Origin of the sequence: Enterobacter quasiroggenkampii (assembly GCF_043972695.1) — a bacterium.
Classification (GTDB): domain Bacteria; phylum Pseudomonadota; class Gammaproteobacteria; order Enterobacterales; family Enterobacteriaceae; genus Enterobacter; species Enterobacter quasiroggenkampii.
Window position 1 is genome coordinate 1,116,251 of the sequence record NZ_CP143745.1, and the last position, 18,517, is coordinate 1,134,767.

Consider the following 18,517-nt stretch of genomic DNA (forward strand, 5'->3'; position numbering starts at 1 on the left):
CTTCAGCGTGACGGCGAAAATGGGAACGTTCCCGAAATCGGGCGAAGATCACAATAAACCGTTGAGCGGGGGTTAAGAAAGGTGGGCAGGAATAACGATCTGACGCGGCTCAGCGCGCCCGTTGATCTGCTCGATCAGCTGCGCGGCGGCCTGTCTGCCGGACTCGGCATAACCCGGGTCGACGGTAATAATTTCCGGGTGCAAAAACTTCATCAGCGGCGTGCTGCCGACGCTCGCCACCTGCAGGTTATCGATACGCTGCTCCTGCAGATATTTACTCGCGCCCAGCGCCAGCGTATCCGTGGCGCACACCAGCGCGGTGGTTTGCGGCGTCAGGACGCTGGCGACCTGCTCGTAGCCCTGCTTCATGCCCAGCCCCGGCAGGGAGGCCACGGCGGAGAGGTTGTGCTTTTTGCAAAAGGCCAGATAGGCCTCATGGCGGCGCTTGCCGGTGGTGACGTCCGCGTGCGGTACGCCGAGGAAGCTGATATGGCGATGGCCTTCGTCAAACAGGCGCTGCATCAGGGTGATAATCGCGCCCTCGTCGTCATAGCAGACGGAGGCAAAACCGTGGGCATCGCGCGCCAGCAGCACCAGCGACGGCTGCCAGGGTTTTAGCATCTCGTCTTTGATGCCGGTAAAGCCGAACAGCACCACGCCGTCAATGTTGCGTCGCTGGAGCATACCCAGATGTTCTTCCACCAGTTGTGGCGAGAACTGGCTCTCCATCATGATCGGGTCATATCCCTGCTCATAGAAGGCGGGCAGCATAGTCTGCACGGCAAGGTTTTCAGACAGAGAATCCAGACGCGAGACAATGATGGCGACCACTTTGTCACTCTGTCCGCGCATGGCGCGCGCGGAGCGGGAAGGGGAAAAGCCGTGCTGATTCATGACCGCCTCAACGCGCTCGCGGGTGCGTTCGCTGACGCCGCTTTCGTTGTTCAGCACGCGTGAGACGGTTGATTTCCCCACGCCGCTTAAACGCGCGATGTCTTTAATCGTAAGGCGGTTCTGCATGCTGTATTCCCTGTAACAACGACAAAATGGTCAATTGAGCCTAATGCTATAGCGCGATTTCGCTATGGGCAAAGTCTGGTTTACGTTCGGTTTATTTGCAGGGGGGTATAATACCGCCCGAATCGTCACAAAGGGTACGCTTAAATCCTTATACTGCGCGGCGACACCCTACTTTTTACTTACCGGAGGCTTCATGGATCCCGATCCCACACCTCTCCTGAACGGGAGAATGCGTTCTTTCCGGTAAGCCAGCCTGTTGCTGACTCACCGGTGATGTGAGGCAGCAACGTCCCAAACGTTCCTGCTTGAAAAATTGAGTGCCTCTCAGGTACGGCTTTGCCACGCCTGAAGGAAAAGCTGCGTCCGCGTTTGCGGATGCGGAGGAATGACTATGTTTAAAAATATCACCCGGCAGCTGCAGGCCCTGCTGAGCCGCCACCTGCCACACCGTCTTGTTCAGCGCGACCCGCTGCCCAATGCCAAAAACATGGTGGGGGCGGCGATCCCCGCGTCCCTGACAGAACGCTGCCTGAACGTGGCGGCGATGGATGAAAATGAAGTCTGGCGCGCCTTTGGCGGACACCCGGAAGGGCTGAACGCGGCAGAAGTGGAAAAAATCCGCGCCGTGCATGGCGATAACCTCATTCCGGCGCAAAAGCCGTCTCCGTGGTGGGTGCATCTGTGGCTCTGCTACCGCAACCCGTTTAACCTGCTGCTGACCGTGCTCGGCCTCATCTCCTATGCGACGGAGGATCTGTTTGCCGCAGGGGTGATTGCCCTGATGGTGGGCATCTCCACGCTGCTGAACTTTATTCAGGAGGCCCGCTCCACCAAAGCGGCGGACGCCCTGAAGGCGATGGTCAGCAACACCGCGACCGTCTCGCGCGTGATCAACGATCTCGGCGAAAATGCCTGGGTGGAATTGCCTATCGACCAGCTGGTGCCGGGGGATCTGGTTAAGCTGGCCGCGGGGGACATGATCCCGGCAGATTTACGCATCATCCAGGCACGCGATCTCTTCGTCGCGCAGGCCTCCCTGACCGGGGAATCCCTGCCCGTGGAAAAGGTGGCGCGCAGCCGCGACCCGCAGCAGATGAACCCGCTCGAGTGCGACACCCTGTGCTTTATGGGCACTACGGTCGTCAGCGGTACCGCGCAGGCGATTGTCACCGCCACCGGGGGCAACACCTGGTTTGGTCAGCTTGCCGGGCGCGTCAGCGAGCAGGAGAGCGAGCCGAATGCCTTCCAGAAAGGAATTGGCCGCGTCAGCATGCTGCTGATCCGCTTTATGATGGTGATGACGCCGATCGTGCTGCTGATCAACGGCTACACCAAAGGCGACTGGTGGGAAGCGGCGCTGTTTGCGCTCTCCGTGGCCGTCGGCTTAACGCCGGAAATGCTGCCGATGATTGTCACCTCTACGCTGGCGCGCGGGGCGGTGAAGCTCTCTAAACAGAAGGTGATCGTCAAACACCTCGACGCCATTCAAAACTTTGGCGCGATGGACATTCTCTGCACCGATAAAACCGGCACCCTGACGCAGGACAAAATCGTGCTGGAGAACCACACTGATATATCCGGCAAAACCAGCGAGCGCGTGCTGCACAGCGCGTGGCTGAACAGCCATTACCAGACCGGGCTGAAAAACCTGCTCGACGTCGCGGTGCTGGAAGGGGTGGATGAAGAGTCCGCCCGCACGCTCTCCGGCCGCTGGCAGAAGGTGGATGAGATCCCGTTCGACTTCGAGCGCCGCCGCATGTCGGTGGTGGTGAGCGAGCAGACGGATGTGCATCAGCTGATCTGCAAAGGGGCGCTGCAGGAGATCCTGAACGTGTCCACACAGGTGCGCTATAACGGCGACATCGTGCCGCTGGACGACACCATGCTGCGCCGCATCAAGCGCGTCACCGACAACCTGAACCGTCAGGGGCTGCGCGTGGTGGCGGTGGCGAGCAAGTTCCTGCCGGCGCGCGAGGGGGACTATCAGCGTATCGACGAATCCGATCTGATCCTCGAAGGTTACATCGCCTTCCTCGATCCACCGAAAGAGACCACCGCACCGGCGCTCAAAGCGCTGAAGGCGAGCGGTATTACCGTGAAAATCCTCACCGGCGACAGCGAGCTGGTGGCGGCCAAAGTGTGCCACGAGGTGGGGCTGGACGCGGGCGATGTGGTGGTCGGGAGCGAGATTGAACATCTCTCCGATGACGAGCTGGCGAAGCTTGCCCAGCGCACCACGCTGTTTGCCCGCCTGACGCCGATGCACAAAGAGCGCATTGTCACCCTGCTTAAGCGCGAAGGGCACGTGGTGGGCTTTATGGGCGACGGCATCAACGATGCGCCCGCTCTGCGTGCGGCGGATATCGGTATCTCCGTAGACGGAGCGGTCGATATTGCCCGTGAAGCGGCGGACATCATTCTGCTGGAAAAAAGCCTGATGGTGCTGGAGGAGGGCGTCATCGAAGGGCGCCGTACCTTTGCCAATATGCTCAAGTACATCAAGATGACCGCCAGCTCCAACTTCGGTAACGTCTTCAGCGTGCTGGTGGCGAGCGCGTTTCTGCCGTTCCTGCCGATGCTGCCGCTGCACCTGCTGATCCAGAACCTGATGTACGACGTGTCTCAGGTGGCTATCCCGTTTGATAACGTGGATGACGAGCAGATCCAGAAGCCGCAGCACTGGAACCCGGCAGATCTTGGGCGCTTTATGCTGTTCTTTGGCCCGATCAGCTCTATCTTCGACATCCTGACCTTCTGCCTGATGTGGTTTGTGTTCCACGCCAACACTCCGGAACACCAGACGCTGTTCCAGTCCGGCTGGTTCGTGGTCGGGCTGCTGTCGCAGACGCTGATTGTGCATATGATCCGCACGCGCCGCATTCCGTTCATCCAGAGCCGTGCCGCATGGCCGCTGATTGTGATGACGGGCATTGTGATGGCGCTCGGCATCGCGCTGCCGTTCTCACCGCTGGCGAGCTACCTGCAGCTGCAGGCGCTGCCGCTGAGCTACTTCCCGTGGCTGGTGGCGATCCTCGCGGGTTACATGGTGCTGACGCAGATGGTGAAAGGGTTCTATGCGCGTCGGTATGGCTGGCAGTAACGGCAAGCCCGGTGGCGCTGCGCTTACCGGGCCTACGATCAGAACGTAGGCCGGGTAAGGCGAAGCCGCCACCCGGCACTAGCTTTCCTCCCAAATTCAACAACCTGTGATCTCCGTCGGCGCATTCGCTTGACGACAAATTGAGCGCATGTTAACAGAATGTTTTGCCTTTATTTGGCCCGTCAGATAAGGAACATTCATGTTACGGTACAGTCTCTTAACCGCCGGGCTGATGCTCGGCGCCTCTGCCTTTGCCGCCCCGGCAGGGGATCTCCCTTTAATGCCCTGGCCTGCGAAGGTCGAACGCCCGACGACCCAGGGCGCACTGGTGATCAGCAACAACGTATCCATTAGCGTCAGCGGGGACGATCTCGGTGACGCCGTCAACCGCCTGCGCCAGCGCATCGCCCTGCAAACCGGCTGGACGCTGCAGCCTCAGGCTGAAAAGCCAGACAAACCGACTATCCGCATCGCGATTGCCAAAAAGGTGAAGCCGCAGCCTCTGCCGGACAGCGATGAAAGCTATAAGCTCACGGTGGATGCCAACGGCGTGAACATCTCTGCCAACACCCGTTTCGGTGCCTTGCGCGCCATGGAAACCCTGCTCCAGCTGATGCAGAACGGCGCGGAAAATACCTCTCTGCCGTGGGTGACCATTGAAGATTCGCCGCGTTTCCCGTGGCGCGGGCTGCTGCTCGATTCGGCACGTCACTTTATCCCGCTGCCGGATATCAAACGCCAGATCGACGGCATGGCTGCGGCGAAGCTCAACGTGCTGCACTGGCACTTAACCGACGACCAGGGCTGGCGCTTCAGCTCGAAGCGCTACCCTAAGCTGACGCAGCTTGCCAGCGACGGGCTGTTCTACACGCATGAACAGATGCGTGAGGTGGTGCGTTACGCCGCCGAGCGCGGCATTCGCGTGGTGCCGGAGATCGACATGCCGGGCCACGCCTCGGCGATTGCCGTGGCCTACCCGGAGCTGATGAGCGCGCCGGGGCCATACGCCATGGAACGCCACTGGGGCGTGCTGAAGCCGGTTCTCGATCCCACCAAAGAGGCGACTTACGCCTTTGCTGACGCGATGGTCAGCGAACTGGCGGCGATCTTCCCCGATCCGTATCTTCACATCGGCGGCGACGAAGTGGACGACAGCCAGTGGAAAGCGAACCCGGCCATCCAGCAATTTATGCGCGACAACAGGCTGGCGGACAGCCACGCGCTGCAGGCTTACTTCAACCGCAAGCTGGAAACGATCCTCGAGAAGCATCACCGCCAGATGGTCGGCTGGGACGAGATCTACCATCCTGACTTACCGAAAAGCATTCTGATCCAGTCCTGGCAGGGGCAGGACGCGCTGGGGCAGGTGGCGCAGAACGGCTACAAGGGCATTCTGTCGACCGGCTTTTATCTCGACCAGCCCCAGTCCACCGCCTATCACTACCGCAACGAGATCGTCCCGCAGGGGTTAAACGGCGTGGACGTGATAGCGGATACCGACAGCGCCCAGAGCTGGGCCTTCTCCATGCCGCGCCTGAAGGGCAAGCCGGTGGAGGGGAGCTTCACCCTGGTGAAAGGGGATGCCGGCTGGCGCGGGTTTATTGATTTTGCCGGGAAATCGCGCCGTGCGGTGCAGAACATCGAGTGGCGCGATGACAGCCAGGTGACGTTTACCGTCGATACGTGGATGGGCGAAACGCGCCCGGTCGTCACCGTCGATAACGACAAACTCTCCGGTTATTTCCTTGTCGGGAATACGCGCTACCCGATTAGCGGCACGCGTCTGGACGACGTGCCGAAAGGCGTTCCGCCCGTCGTGCCGGACGTGGCGAACCAGGCCAACCTGCTCGGCGGCGAAGCGGCGTTGTGGGCGGAAAACGTGGTGGCGCCGGTGCTGGATATCCGCCTGTGGCCGCGTACGTTTGCGGTGGCAGAGCGGCTGTGGTCCGCGCAGGACGTCAACGATGTCGACAACATGTACACCCGCCTGCAGGCGATGGACAGCTGGTCGACGGTGTCGGTCGGGCTGCAGCAGCACACCCAGCAGCAGGTGCAGTTCACACGCCTCGCCGGTAATGCCGACACCCTGCCGCTGCAGATCCTCGCTCAGGCCATTGAACCGGCGCAGTATTACACCCGTCAGCACCTGAAGTTCCAGGCCGGAAACTATCATCAGTTCGAGCCCCTCAACCGCTTCGCGGATGCGCTGAACGCCGAAAGCGCCACCGTGCGCCAGATGCACAAATGGGCGGACCGTCTGGTGAGCGATGCGGAAGACACGGAAAGCGCTGACGCTCTGCGCCACGTCTTTAACCGCTGGCAGAGCAACACCAGCGACGCGCTGGCCTTAAGCGAAAACAGCTATCAGCTGAAGGCAATGAAGCCGGTGATCCAGGAGGTGGATAAGCTGGCCTCCATTGGCCTTCGCCTGACGGATCTGGTGGCGCGTCAGGGCACGCTGGATGACAAAGAGATCGCCTCGATTCAGAGCGAGCTGGATAACGCGGCGAAGGTGCAGGACGAAGTGGTGATTGCGGCGGTCTATCCACTGGAGACGCTGCTGCGCGCCACGCGGAATCAGTAGCAAGCAACAAAAAAGGCAGCCTGGGCTGCCTTTTTTTATCGACAAAGCGAATTAACGACGAACGGCAATCGCTTCGATTTCAATTTTCACGTCTTTTGGCAGACGCGCCACTTCCACGCAGGAGCGCGCCGGGAAGGTGGCGTTATGCTCGGTGAAGAACGCTTCGTAGGTGGCATTAACGGTCGCGAAATCGTTCAGATCCTTCACGAATACGGTGGTTTTCACGATATCACCCACTTTCAGGCCAGCAGATTCAACGATAGCCTGCACGTTTTCCAGCGACTGACGCGCCTGCGCCGCGACATCTTCCGGCACCGCGCCGGTTTTTGGGTTTACGGGGATCTGACCTGAAGTGATGATCATGCTGCCCAGATCAACGCCCTGAACGTAAGGGCCGATAGCGGCTGGTGCATTTTCCGTCGCGAGTACTTTGCTCATGTTTTCTCCAGAATTACAGCGTTAAGAATGTTCCCGGCCATTATAACAGCCGGGATTTCATTACCAACCTCAATTAGTTGGCCAGCACCACATAATGAGAAAACTCTTTTTCGCAGTATTTGCATTTGAGCGCGATGTCATCGGCGCGTTTTTTCACTGCAAAGCTGGAGGAAACCGGCTCAGCATGACTGATGCAGTTGCTGTTCGGGCAAACCAGCACGTTTTCGATGCGATCCGGCAGGCTCGGGCGGGATTTGCCGACCACTTCATACTCGTCGATGCGGTTGACGGTAGCGTCCGGCGCGTACAGCGACAGCTGGTTAACCTGCTCGTCGGTCAGGAAGGTGTTCTCGATTTTAATCAGGTCCTTGCGGCCCATCTCGCCCGACGGCAGGTTCAGGCCGATGGTGATGCGCTGGTCGGTTTCGGTCAGTTTGAACAGCGTCAGCAGCTTAAAGCCCACCTGCGCAGGGATGTGGTCAATCACGGTGCCACGCTTGATGGCTTCAACCTGGAGTTTGTTATCGTGTGTCATGGTCGTCTCCCCTTACAGAGCTAATTCGCGATTCAGAACCAGTGCCAGTAACGCCTGGCGGGCGAAGATGCCGTTTCCGGCCTGCTGGAAGTACCAGGCGTGCGGCGTTTTATCGACGTCTGTGGTGATCTCATCGATGCGCGGCAGCGGATGCAGGACCTTCATGTTGTTGCGTGCGCCTTCCAGGTCGCTGGCGCGCAGCACGAACTGCGCCTTCACGTTGGCGTATTCGGACGGGTCCAGACGCTCTTTCTGCACGCGGGTCATATACAGAATATCCAGGTGGCTCATCACCTCTTCGATGCTGGCATGCAGGCTCCACGCAATGCCTTTCTCGTCCAGCATGTCGAGGATGTACTGCGGCATCGCCAGCGCGTCCGGTGCGATGAAGTAGAAGCGGTTGCCGTTAAATTTCGCCAGCGCCTGGGTCAGGGAGTGAACGGTGCGGCCGTATTTCAGGTCGCCAACCATCGCGATGTTCAGGTTCTCAAGCGTGCCCTGGGTCTCCTGAATGGTGAACAGGTCCAGCAGCGTCTGCGTTGGGTGCTGGTTGGCACCGTCACCGGCGTTCAGCACCGGAATGCCGCCGGAAAACTCGGTCGCCAGACGCGCCGCGCCCTCCTGCGGATGACGCATCACAATCGCGTCGACGTAGGTGCCGATCACTGAAATGGTATCCGCCAGGGTCTCGCCTTTTTTACCCAGCGACGTGTTGCTGCTGTCCGAGAAGCCCACCACGCTCGCGCCCAGGCGGTGCATGGAGGTCTCAAAGGAGAGGCGGGTGCGGGTTGAGGCTTCAAAGAAGCAGCTCGCAATCACCTTGTGCTTCAGCAGCTCCGGTTGCGGATTGGCCTTCAGTTTTGCCGCGGTTTCCAGAACCAGTTCCAGCTCTTCGCGGCTGAGGTCGTTTATGGAAATGATGTGTTTTTGATAAAGCGGATTCATGTTTATCTCCTGACGCCGGGCAAAAAAAAGCCCCTCAAATGAGGGGCTCTGGGAATAGGTTTAGCAACGGGAAGAAAAACGGCAGGCCAGCGTCTGATTTCAGACGCGGTAAGACGTTATGTCGTACACGCTTGACCATGCTTCCTCCCGGCAAATTGTCGGGCATTATACGCAGCTCGCTTTTCGGATCAAGCGATTTAATGCACTCTTTACTCAATGCAAACGGTTCTTTATGAATATTAATTCGTTCTGAGTAAATAATTAATTTGCTTATGCACCAGCGCGGTGCGCTTCACCACCCGGGGGGCGACCCAGACAATACTGCTGCCGGCCACCACGCCTAATATTTCCGGAAGCTGGTGATAATCCAGAATACGCGCCACCGCGCGGCCATATCCGGCGACGGTATGGACAAGGATAAACTCGCTATTATGCTCGACGCTCACCACCATTTCCGAAACGGTACGTGCGGCGTCAGGGGCAGGGCGCAGTTGAGGATTCAACGAATAAATCTTTAGCCCTTTGGCATTTCGAATTTTTATGACTCCGAGCAACTTCAGCAATCGCGAAACGGTCGACTGGCTGATGCTGTCAAACCCTCTCTCCTGCAGGTCGCGGCGAATCTCTTCCTGCGAAAGATAACTCTTTTCGGCGATCAAACGCTGGCACACCGTGAGCTGCAGTTGTTCTTTGGGAGAGTACTCTTCGTAATCCATCATGTTTCCCATATCAGTTCCCGAAATAACCGGTGACACCGCACCGATCCGTAGGCCGGATAAGCGCAGCGCCATCCGGCAAATTACAACAACGCCCCCAGACTTAACGCCACCATAATCACTACCGTCAGGATCGCCAGCAGCGGCGCCACCCATTTCAGATAGCGCACGTAGGGCACCCGGGCGATAGCCAGCCCGCCCATGACCACCGCTGAGGTCGGCGTGACGAGGTTTACGATGCCGGAGGCCGACTGGTAAGCCGTGACCACCAGGTCGCGGTTGACGTTAGCGAAATCGGCAAGCGGTGCCATGATCGGCATCGTCAGAACGGCCAGGCCGGATGAAGAAGGCACAAGAAACGACAGCACGACCTCCAGCCAGTACATCACGTTGATGAACGCCACCGTGGACAACCCGCTGACCAGCCCTTCCGCGCTGTGCAAAATGGTGTGGGTAATCATGCCCTTATCCATGATAACTACGATACCGCGCGCGATGCCGATAATCAGCGCGACGCCCAGCAAATCTCGCGCGCCGTTGATAAACGTCGACGTCAGCTCCTCTTCGCTCATGCGGGCAATCAGGCCGACGAGAATCGCGCTGGCGAGAAATACTGCGGAGATCTCCGCCATCCACCAGCCCAGCACCGCCACGCCGTAAATCATCACCGCAAAGGCGAGGGCAAAAATCACCAGGATGATTTTGCGCACCGGGGTGAATTCCAGCGACTGTTCGCCTTTGTTGCCGAGGAAATGGGCGAGGTTCTCTTCCTGCTTGTCTGCAACGATCGACTGCGAGGGATCCTTGCGCACCTTGCGGGCGTAGCGCATGACCCACGCTACGCAGATGATCCAGCCGATGACCAGCAGCGCCACGCGCAGGGCGATACCGTTGGTAAAGGGGATCCCGGCGGCGTTGGCGGCGATGACCGTGGCAAACGGGTTAATGGTGGAACCCAGCGTGCCGATCCCCGCGCCGAGCAGCACGGTGGAGGCGGCGACAACCGGATCGAACCGGGCGGCCAGCATCACCGGCACCAGCAGGGTGTAGAACGGCAGCGACTCTTCGGCCATGCCGTAAATGGTGCCGCCTGCGGCGAACAGCGCCATCAGGATCGGGATCATCCACTCCTCGCGTCCGCGCAGCCGGGTGGTGACGCGCTCGATCCCGGCGTCAATCGCCCCGGTTTTGGTGACGATCCCGAGAAATCCCCCGATGATCAGGATAAACAGCGCCACGTCGATCGCCCCGGCCTGGCCGGAAACCGGATCGTACAGCCCGGCGATGGGCGCCATCAGGACGGAAACCAGCCCCTGCGGATGTGCCGCCACGTGCGCGTAGGTTCCGGCAATCGGGACTTCTTTACCGAGGGTGTCGTTCATCGCCATCTGGTACTGACCGGCGGGAACGACCCAGCTCAGCGCCGCCACAACGGCAATCAGAAAAAAGAGAATGGTGTAAGCGGAGGGAAACTTAAACTTGCCCATGATGTTCTCCTTAAACCCGGCGCACCCTCGGCGCGCCGGGCGGTGATTAGTCGCCGAGTGTCGCCACCATGACCGCTTTAATGGTGTGCATGCGGTTCTCTGCTTCGTCGAAGACGATGGAGTTCGGTGATTCGAAGACCTCTTCCGTCACCTCCAGTCCCTTCAGCCCGTACGCCATCTCGATCTCGCGGCCCACTTTGGTGTGCTCGTTGTGGAACGCCGGCAGGCAGTGCATGAACTTGACGTTCGGGTTGCCGGTGGCCTTCATCACCTGGGCGTTAATCTGATACGGCTTCATCAGGCTGACGCGCTCGGCCCAGGCTTCCTTCGGCTCGCCCATGGAGACCCACACGTCGGTGTAGAGGAAATCGGTCCCCTGCACGCCTTCTTCCACGTCGTCGGTGAGGGTGATGCGCGCGCCCGTCTCTTTCGCAATGGCGCGGCACTGCTCAACCAGCCCTGCTTCCGGCCAGAAGGATTTCGGCGCGACGAGGCGGATATCCATCCCCATCTTGGCCGCGCCCACCATCAGGGAGTTGCCCATGTTGTTGCGCGCGTCGCCGAGATAGGCAAAGCTCAGCTCCGGCAGGGTTTTGCCCGGCGAGTGCTCCAGCATGGTCATCAGGTCGGCGAGGATTTGCGTTGGGTGGAACTCGTCGGTCAGGCCGTTCCACACCGGCACGCCTGCGTACTCGCCTAGCTCTTCGACGATGGCCTGACCATAGCCGCGGTATTCGATGCCGTCGTACATGCGGCCCAGCACGCGGGCGGTGTCTTTCATCGACTCTTTATGGCCAATCTGCGATCCGCTTGGGCCGAGATAGGTCACCTGCGCGCCCTGGTCGAACGCGCCCACTTCGAAGGCGCAGCGGGTACGGGTGGAGGTTTTTTCAAAGATCAGGGCGATGTTTTTCCCGACCAGGGTTTGCTTCTCGCGCCCGGCTTTTTTGGCGGCCTTGAGCTCAATGGCGAGGTCAATCAGGTACTGGATCTCCGCCGGGGTGTAGTCCAGCAGTTTCAGGAAGTTGCGGTTTTTCAGGTTGATGGTCATGGCTAAATCCTTTTTAAAATGAGTGTTCAGTTACGAATCAACGTGCCTTTCTCGCCCGCGAGGATCTCCGCGCCGTCGGCCAGCGCGCCGATCCCGGCAATGCCATTGCAGGCTTCAACGAACTCGCGGCAGGCGGCCACTTTCGGCCCCATCGATCCGGCGTCGAACTGCATGCCCCTGAGCAGTTCCGGTGTCACCTGCGCCAGCGGACGCTGGGTCGGTTTGCCCCAGTCGAGGTACACCGCGTCGGCATCGGTGAGGATCAGCAGGGCATCGGCTTCGATCTGGCGCGCCAGCAGGGCGGCGGAGAGGTCTTTGTCGATTACCGCCTCAATGCCGCGATAGCCGTTGGCGTGTTCCACCACCGGTACGCCACCGCCGCCGTTGCAGATCACCAGGTGGTCGCGCTGGATCAGCGCCGTGATGGCGTCGCTCTCAACGATGCGCTTCGGCTGCGGAGAGGGCACCACGCGGCGGACGTAGCTGCCGTCGGCCTTAAACACCCAGCCTTTCTCCGCGGCCAGCGTTTTTGCCTGGGCTTCGCTGTACACCGGGCCGATGTACTTGGTCGGGTTGCTGAAGGCCGGGTCGGCGGCGTCCACTTCTACCTGGGTGAGCAGGACGCTCACCTCGCGCTGCGGCAGATTGTTTTTCAGCGCCTGCTGGAGCATGTAGCCGATCATTCCCTGGCTTTCCGCGCCGAGAACGTCCAGCGGGTAGGGTGTGACTTTGTCGTAGGCGCTGTTCTGCAGCGCCAGCAGCCCGACCTGCGGCCCGTTGCCGTGTACCAGCACCACGCGCCACTGCGCCGTCAGCCCGGCGATGGTGCGGGCGGCCTGCTCGATGTTCTGGCGCTGGATCTCCGCTTCAAGCGGCTCGCCGCGCTTGAGCAGCGCGTTGCCGCCCAGGGCCACAACCAGAGTGGGTTTTCGTTCCATGATGGCTCCTTTAAATTCCGTCGCGTTCCAGCGGGCAGCTCATGCAGCGCGCGCCGCCGCGTCCGCGTCCGAGTTCGTCGCCCGGGATGGGCAGCACGGTGATACCCGCTTTGTCGTACTTCTCGTTGGTCCAGACGTTGCGCTCGTAGCCGATCACCACGCCGGGGCGGATGGTCAGGACGTTGTTGGCGTCGTTCCACTGCTCGCGTTCGGCCTCAAAGGCGTCGCCGCCGGTGGTGATCAGACGTACCTGGTTAATGCCGAGCGCTTTCTCGATGGCGTGCAGCAGGTCGGTTTCCTGCGTGCGCAGCAGGCCGCCGCGTCCGTCCGGGGTGAGCGTCCAGCACTGGGCGTCTTTGCGCACCACTTCCGGGTAGACGGAGAAGGTATCCACGTCGATGTGGGTCATGACGGTGTCGAGGTGCATGCAGGAGCGGTGTTTTGGCAGCTCAACGGCAATCACGCGCTCGGCCTGACGGTGTTTGAACAGACTGTTGGCGAGAAACTCCACGCCCTGCGGCGTCGTGCGTTCGGACATGCCGATCAATACCGCGCCGCGGCCAATCACTAATACGTCACCGCCTTCTAAGGTGGCGTGGTCGTAATTAATATTCTCATCGCCGAAATACTTAATAAAATCGCCGTCGGCGAACGCCGGGTGCCAGCGATATATTGCCCGCAGGTTATTGGTTTCACGCTGACGCGCCGGTTTGGCCATCGGGTTAATAGAGACGCCGTTATAGATCCAGCAGGAGGTATCGCGGGTAAATAAATGGTTTGGCAGCGGCTTCATAATAAAATCATTCGCCGTGTGGGTATCCACCACCATATTTTTAATGGCCGCCGGAATTTCACCGTAGGTTAATCCGCCGCTCAGCCTGCGCGCCAGTTCGCGGTGCGGCATATCCGCCAGCCAGCCGCGAACGTCGCCGGCAAAGGTAGGGCCGAGGCGATAATCAGAGATTTGCGTCTCCAGCAGCCAGGCTTTCGCCTCAGCAATATCAAGGGTTTGTGTCAGAAGGTCGGTCAACAGCAGGACTTCCACACCCTGCTCGCGCAGCGTGTTTGCGAAGATGTCATGCTCCTCACCCGCCCGCTCAACCGAGAGCACGTCATCGAAAAGCAGCTCCTGACAGTTTGATGGCGTGAGACGCTTCAGACTTAAATTTGGGCGGTGCAGCATAACGCTACGCAATTGACCAATTTCAGAACCGACGTAATGCTTTTCCATAATTATTCCTTTAACTGTTTTTCAGAATAAAAAGGGCATGCGCCATGTGATGTATTTAATTTCATGGCGGCTAAGCTCAATTGATTTCGTAATTCATACTAGGCAGTTAAATAATCTGTATTGTGATGTTGCTCACGCGAAAATGGATATTAAGCGGTTTGTTTTCATTTGCATGATTCGCATCAGATAATGATTAATTGGTTATTCTGGCGAGGTGAATAGCTAAGCACTATCCGTTGTCATTATTTGCAGTTGTTAGTGTTTTGTAGAATTTCATGCTTTGAAATATTTTGTTAAGCCATTGATTTTAATTGTGTTTAAAGGCGGCGGGGAATGGCTATGCAATATTGCTAATTAACTATTTTTGGCTTAAGGAAAATCAATAAATATTTATTGAATTTAATAGCAAATTATCAAAGTGATAAAATGTGAAGCTGTAGCGAGTTTTGTTGTTAAGGCATGACGATCAGTAAGTTAGCGCAAGGCCGTGATAACAAAGAACTGAAGATATGCATAATGACTGCATAAATGCCTGCGAGGGCTTAACAGCAAATTAACACCATTCCCGATAAACATGCGTTCGCGCAAAACCCGTCTAAAAAGCGCTGGTATGGCAGCCAGGATTCTCGTATAAAAGATGAAAATGAAACGTTGTTTTATATCGAGGGTTTTCTGATGATTATCGGCAACATCCACCATCTGCACTCCTGGCTGCCTGACGAACTGCGACAGGCCATTGAGCATGTTAAAGCCCACGTCACCGACGCGACGCCGCTCGGCAAGCACGACATCAACGGCAACAGCCTGTTTTATCTGGTCTCTGAAGATACAACCCAGCCGTTCGCCGAGCGTCGCGCCGAGTACCACGCGCGCTATCTGGATATTCAGATCGTGATGAAGGGACAGGAAGGAATGACATTCAGCACCCTGCCGCCCGGCACGCCGGACACCGACTGGCTGGCGGACAAAGACATCGCCTTCCTGCCGGAAGGCGAGCAGGAGAAAACCGTGGTGCTGAGCGAAGGGGATTTTGTGGTGTTCTGGCCGGGTGAGGTGCACAAGCCGCTGTGCGCGGTGGGGGCGCCTGCTAAGGTCAGGAAAGTTGTGGTGAAGATGCTTGTAGAGTAACCCTTACCCCTCACCCTAACCCTCTCCCCACAGGGGAGAGGGGACTGCTCCGAGCCGTCTTTTCCCCTTCGCCCCACAGGGGAGAGGGCCGGGGTGAGGGGGGGCAATATGTGATCCAGCTTAAATTTCCCGCACTCCCTCTGCATCTCTCATTTACCTGCGCTTTTCCTGCGTCATAGTATGATCGTTAATTTAACGAACGCTGTTCTATAATGTAGAACGAAATGATTCAGCAAGGAGATCTCATGCCGCAGTCCGCGTTGTTCACGGGAATCATTCCCCCTGTCTCCACTATTTTTACCGCCGATGGCCAGCTCGATAAGCAGGGCACCGCCGCGCTGATCGACGATCTGATCGCGGCAGGCGTTGACGGCCTGTTCTTCCTGGGCAGCGGCGGCGAGTTTTCCCAGCTTAGCGCCGAAGAGCGTAAAACCATTGCCCAATTTGCTATCGATCATGTCGATCGTCGCGTACCGGTCCTGATCGGCACCGGCGGCACCAACGCCCGGGAAACCATTGCACTCAGCCAACACGCGCAGCAGGCGGGGGCAGACGGCATCGTGGTGATCAACCCTTACTACTGGAAAGTGTCGGAAGCGAACCTGATCCGCTATTTCGAGCAGGTGGCCGACAGCGTCACGCTGCCGGTGATGCTCTATAACTTCCCGGCGCTGACCGGGCAGGATCTGACCCCGGCGCTGGTGAAAACCCTGGCCGACTCGCGCAGCAACATCGTCGGCATCAAAGACACCATCGACTCCGTTGCCCACCTGCGCAGCATGATCCACACCGTCAAAGCCGCTCACCCGCACTTCACCGTACTCTGCGGCTACGACGATCATCTGTTTAATACCCTGCTGCTCGGCGGCGACGGGGCGATTTCGGCGAGCGTCAACTTTGCCCCACAGGTGTCGGTAAATCTTCTGAAAGCCTGGCGAGATAAAGACGTGGCGAAAGCGGCTGAGTATCATCAGACCCTGCTGCAAATCCCGCAGATGTATCAGCTGGATACGCCGTTTGTGAACGTGATTAAAGAGGCGATTGTGCTCTGCGGCCGCCCGATCTCCACGCACGTGCTGCCGCCCGCGTCACCACTGGACGCGCCGCGCAAGGCGCAGCTGAAAACCCTGCTGCAACAGCTCAAGCTCTGCTGAGCCGGACGATAACCATGACCATCGAGAAGATTTTCACCCCACAGGACGATGCGTTTTATGCGGTGATCACCCACGCGGCGGGGCCGCAGGGCGCACTGCCGCTGACCCCGCAGATGCTGATGGAATCCCCCAGCGGCAACCTGTTCGGCATGACGCAGAATGCCGGGATGGGCTGGGATGCCAACAAGCTGACCGGCAAAGAGGTGCTGATTATCGGCACCCAGGGCGGCATCCGCGCCGGGGACGGACGCCCGGTCGCGCTGGGCTACCACACCGGGCACTGGGAGATCGGCATGCAGATGCAGGCGGCGGCGAAGGAGATCACCCGCAACGGCGGGATCCCGTTTGCGGCCTTCGTCAGCGATCCGTGCGACGGGCGCTCTCAGGGCACGCACGGCATGTTCGACTCCCTGCCGTACCGCAACGACGCGGCGATCGTGTTTCGCCGCCTGATCCGTTCCCTGCCGACGCGTCGGGCGGTGATTGGCGTCGCCACCTGTGATAAAGGGCTGCCCGCCACCATGATTGCGCTGGCCTCCATGCACGACCTGCCGACCATTCTGGTGCCGGGCGGGGCGACGCTGCCGCCAACCGTGGGGGAAGACGCGGGCAAGGTGCAGACTATCGGCGCGCGCTTTGCCAACCACGAACTCTCCCTGCAGGAGGCCGCTGAGCTGGGCTGCCGCGCCTGCGCTTCGCCGGGCGGCGGATGTCAGTTCCTCGGCACGGCGGGCACCTCGCAGGTGGTCGCGGAAGCGCTGGGTCTGGCGCTGCCGCACTCCGCGCTGGCCCCGTCCGGGCAGGCGGTGTGGCTGGAGATTGCCCGCCAGTCGGCGCGCGCGGTGAGCGAGCTGGATAACCGCGGCATTACCACGCGCGATATCCTCACCGACAAAGCCATCGAAAACGCCATGGTGATCCATGCGGCGTTCGGCGGCTCGACCAATTTACTGCTGCACATTCCGGCCATCGCCCACGCGGCGGGCTGCACAATTCCGGACGTAGAGCACTGGACGCGCGTCAACCGTAAGGTGCCGCGCCTGGTCAGCGTGCTGCCCAACGGTCCGGACTATCACCCGACCGTGCGCGCCTTCCTTGCGGGCGGCGTGCCGGAGGTGATGCTCCACCTGCGCGATCTTGGCCTGCTGCATCTGGACGCCATGACCGTGACCGGCCAGACGGTGGGCGAAAACCTCGACTGGTGGCAGGCTTCCGAACGCCGGGCGCGCTTCCGCCAGTGCCTGCGCGAGCAGGACGGCGTGGATCCGGATGACGTGATCCTGCCGCCGGAGAAGGCAAAAGCGAAAGGGCTGACCTCAACGGTTTGCTTCCCGACGGGCAACATCGCGCCGGAAGGTTCGGTGATCAAGGCCACGGCGATCGACCCGTCGGTCGTCGGCGAAGATGGCGTTTACCGCCACACCGGCCGGGCGCGGGTGTTTGTCTCGGAAGCGCAGGCAATCAAGGCCATCAAGCGGGAAGAGATTAAACAGGGCGATATCATGGTGGTGATCGGCGGCGGGCCGTCCGGCACCGGCATGGAAGAGACCTATCAGCTTACCTCCGCGCTGAAGCATATCTCGTGGGGCAAGACGGTATCGTTAATCACCGATGCGCGCTTCTCGGGCGTGTCGACAGGCGCCTGCTTCGGCCACGTGTCGCCGGAGGCGCTGGCGGGCGGGCCGATTGGCAAACTGCGCGATAACGATATTATCGAGATAGCCGTCGACCGGCTGACATTAACGGGCAGCGTGAACTTTATCGGCACGGCGGATAACCCGCTGACGCCGGAGGAGGGCGCGCGCGAGCTGGCAATGCGGCAGACGCACCCGGACCTGCACGCCCACGACTTTTTGCCGGATGATACCCGGCTGTGGGCGGCACTGCAGTCGGTCAGCGGCGGCACCTGGAAAGGCTGTATTTATGACACCGATAAAATTATCGAGGTAATTAACGCCGGTAAAAAAGCGCTCGGACTTTAATTATTTTCTGAGATAAAACCGTCTGCGGGAAATATTCCGCGGACGGTTTTTGCGTGTCTATGATTTATTAATTTAAACAATAAGTTGTGATATATCGTTGGCGTCACAAAAGCAAAATAACGTAATTCAGAAATAAGATATGACCATTGCTGGTTAATTGAACAGCTCATTACACTCCATTAACACGATGTTGTAATTCAGCACACTA

15 protein-coding genes and 1 pseudogene are annotated in these 18,517 nt (G+C 59.1%); 6 read left to right on the top strand and 10 right to left on the bottom strand.

All coding sequences use genetic code 11. The features are described from left to right. Window positions 1–72: 72 nt before the first annotated feature. Window positions 73–1,020: a trehalose operon repressor TreR gene (gene treR, locus V1572_RS05335; RefSeq protein WP_032651468.1), complete on the bottom strand. Its 948-nt coding sequence runs from the start codon at window positions 1,018–1,020 to the stop codon at window positions 73–75. Window positions 1,021–1,411: 391 nt separating this feature from the next. On the opposite strand from treR, the gene mgtA reads away from it, so the two are divergent. Together mgtA and V1572_RS05345 are read left to right on the top strand one after the other, a co-directional pair. Continuing rightward, entirely contained in the window at window positions 1,412–4,120 is a 2,709-nt protein-coding gene (gene mgtA, locus V1572_RS05340; RefSeq protein WP_395299755.1) for a magnesium-translocating P-type ATPase, read from the top strand. A gap of 199 nt (window positions 4,121–4,319) precedes the next feature. Next, window positions 4,320–6,704 carry a beta-N-acetylhexosaminidase gene (locus tag V1572_RS05345; protein WP_395299756.1) on the top strand — a complete coding sequence of 795 codons (2,385 nt, stop codon included), beginning with the start codon at window positions 4,320–4,322 and terminating at the stop codon, window positions 6,702–6,704. 51 nt (window positions 6,705–6,755) lie between these two features. On the opposite strand, the gene ridA is transcribed toward V1572_RS05345, so the two are convergent. The 4 genes from ridA to V1572_RS05365 form a co-directional block, all read right to left on the bottom strand. Beyond that, window positions 6,756–7,142, bottom strand: a complete 387-nt coding sequence (gene ridA, locus V1572_RS05350) for a 2-iminobutanoate/2-iminopropanoate deaminase (protein WP_008501391.1) — start codon at window positions 7,140–7,142, stop codon at window positions 6,756–6,758. A gap of 73 nt (window positions 7,143–7,215) precedes the next feature. Further along, window positions 7,216–7,677, bottom strand: a complete 462-nt coding sequence (pyrI, locus tag V1572_RS05355) for an aspartate carbamoyltransferase regulatory subunit (protein ID WP_045908062.1) — start codon at window positions 7,675–7,677, stop codon at window positions 7,216–7,218. Between the two features lie 12 nt (window positions 7,678–7,689). Continuing rightward, window positions 7,690–8,622 carry an aspartate carbamoyltransferase gene (gene pyrB, locus V1572_RS05360; RefSeq protein WP_395299757.1) on the bottom strand — a complete coding sequence of 311 codons (933 nt, stop codon included), beginning with the start codon at window positions 8,620–8,622 and terminating at the stop codon, window positions 7,690–7,692. A 34-nt stretch (window positions 8,623–8,656) separates the two neighbouring features. Next, window positions 8,657–8,761 (bottom strand): pyrBI operon leader peptide, encoded by a 105-nt coding sequence (locus V1572_RS05365; protein WP_022646880.1) that lies wholly within the window; start codon window positions 8,759–8,761, stop codon window positions 8,657–8,659. On the opposite strand from V1572_RS05365, the pseudogene V1572_RS05370 reads away from it, so the two are divergent. Further along, window positions 8,741–8,858 (top strand): annotated as a pseudogene (locus tag V1572_RS05370) (hypothetical protein). The gene V1572_RS05365 and the pseudogene V1572_RS05370 sit on opposite strands and share 21 nt — an antisense overlap. A gap of 3 nt (window positions 8,859–8,861) precedes the next feature. Here the strand turns inward: V1572_RS05370 and V1572_RS05375 are convergent. The 5 genes from V1572_RS05375 to arcA form a co-directional block, all read right to left on the bottom strand. Continuing rightward, window positions 8,862–9,341: an arginine repressor gene (locus V1572_RS05375; protein WP_039024059.1), complete on the bottom strand. Its 480-nt coding sequence runs from the start codon at window positions 9,339–9,341 to the stop codon at window positions 8,862–8,864. Window positions 9,342–9,421: 80 nt separating this feature from the next. Next, on the bottom strand, window positions 9,422–10,825 hold the full coding sequence (locus tag V1572_RS05380) for a YfcC family protein (RefSeq protein ID WP_045908063.1): 1,404 nt from the start codon (window positions 10,823–10,825) through the stop codon (window positions 9,422–9,424). Between the two features lie 46 nt (window positions 10,826–10,871). Next, on the bottom strand, window positions 10,872–11,876 hold the full coding sequence (gene argF / locus V1572_RS05385) for an ornithine carbamoyltransferase (RefSeq protein WP_008501386.1): 1,005 nt from the start codon (window positions 11,874–11,876) through the stop codon (window positions 10,872–10,874). Between the two features lie 26 nt (window positions 11,877–11,902). Next, window positions 11,903–12,814, bottom strand: a complete 912-nt coding sequence (arcC, locus tag V1572_RS05390) for a carbamate kinase (RefSeq protein ID WP_063616378.1) — start codon at window positions 12,812–12,814, stop codon at window positions 11,903–11,905. 10 nt (window positions 12,815–12,824) lie between these two features. Further along, complete coding sequence (arcA, locus tag V1572_RS05395; protein ID WP_008501384.1) at window positions 12,825–14,045, bottom strand: arginine deiminase; 1,221 nt, start codon at window positions 14,043–14,045, stop codon at window positions 12,825–12,827. Between the two features lie 675 nt (window positions 14,046–14,720). Between arcA and V1572_RS05400 the strand changes: the two genes are divergently transcribed. The 3 genes from V1572_RS05400 (at window position 14,721) to yagF (ending at window position 18,309) form a co-directional block, all read left to right on the top strand. Then, on the top strand, window positions 14,721–15,173 hold the full coding sequence (locus V1572_RS05400) for a YhcH/YjgK/YiaL family protein (protein ID WP_048027963.1): 453 nt from the start codon (window positions 14,721–14,723) through the stop codon (window positions 15,171–15,173). 245 nt (window positions 15,174–15,418) lie between these two features. Further along, complete coding sequence (yagE, locus tag V1572_RS05405; protein WP_048027964.1) at window positions 15,419–16,327, top strand: 2-keto-3-deoxygluconate aldolase; 909 nt, start codon at window positions 15,419–15,421, stop codon at window positions 16,325–16,327. A 14-nt stretch (window positions 16,328–16,341) separates the two neighbouring features. After that, window positions 16,342–18,309, top strand: coding sequence for a xylonate dehydratase YagF (gene yagF, locus V1572_RS05410; RefSeq protein WP_395299758.1), 1,968 nt, complete (start codon window positions 16,342–16,344; stop codon window positions 18,307–18,309). The last annotated feature ends 208 nt before the right edge of the window (window positions 18,310–18,517 follow it).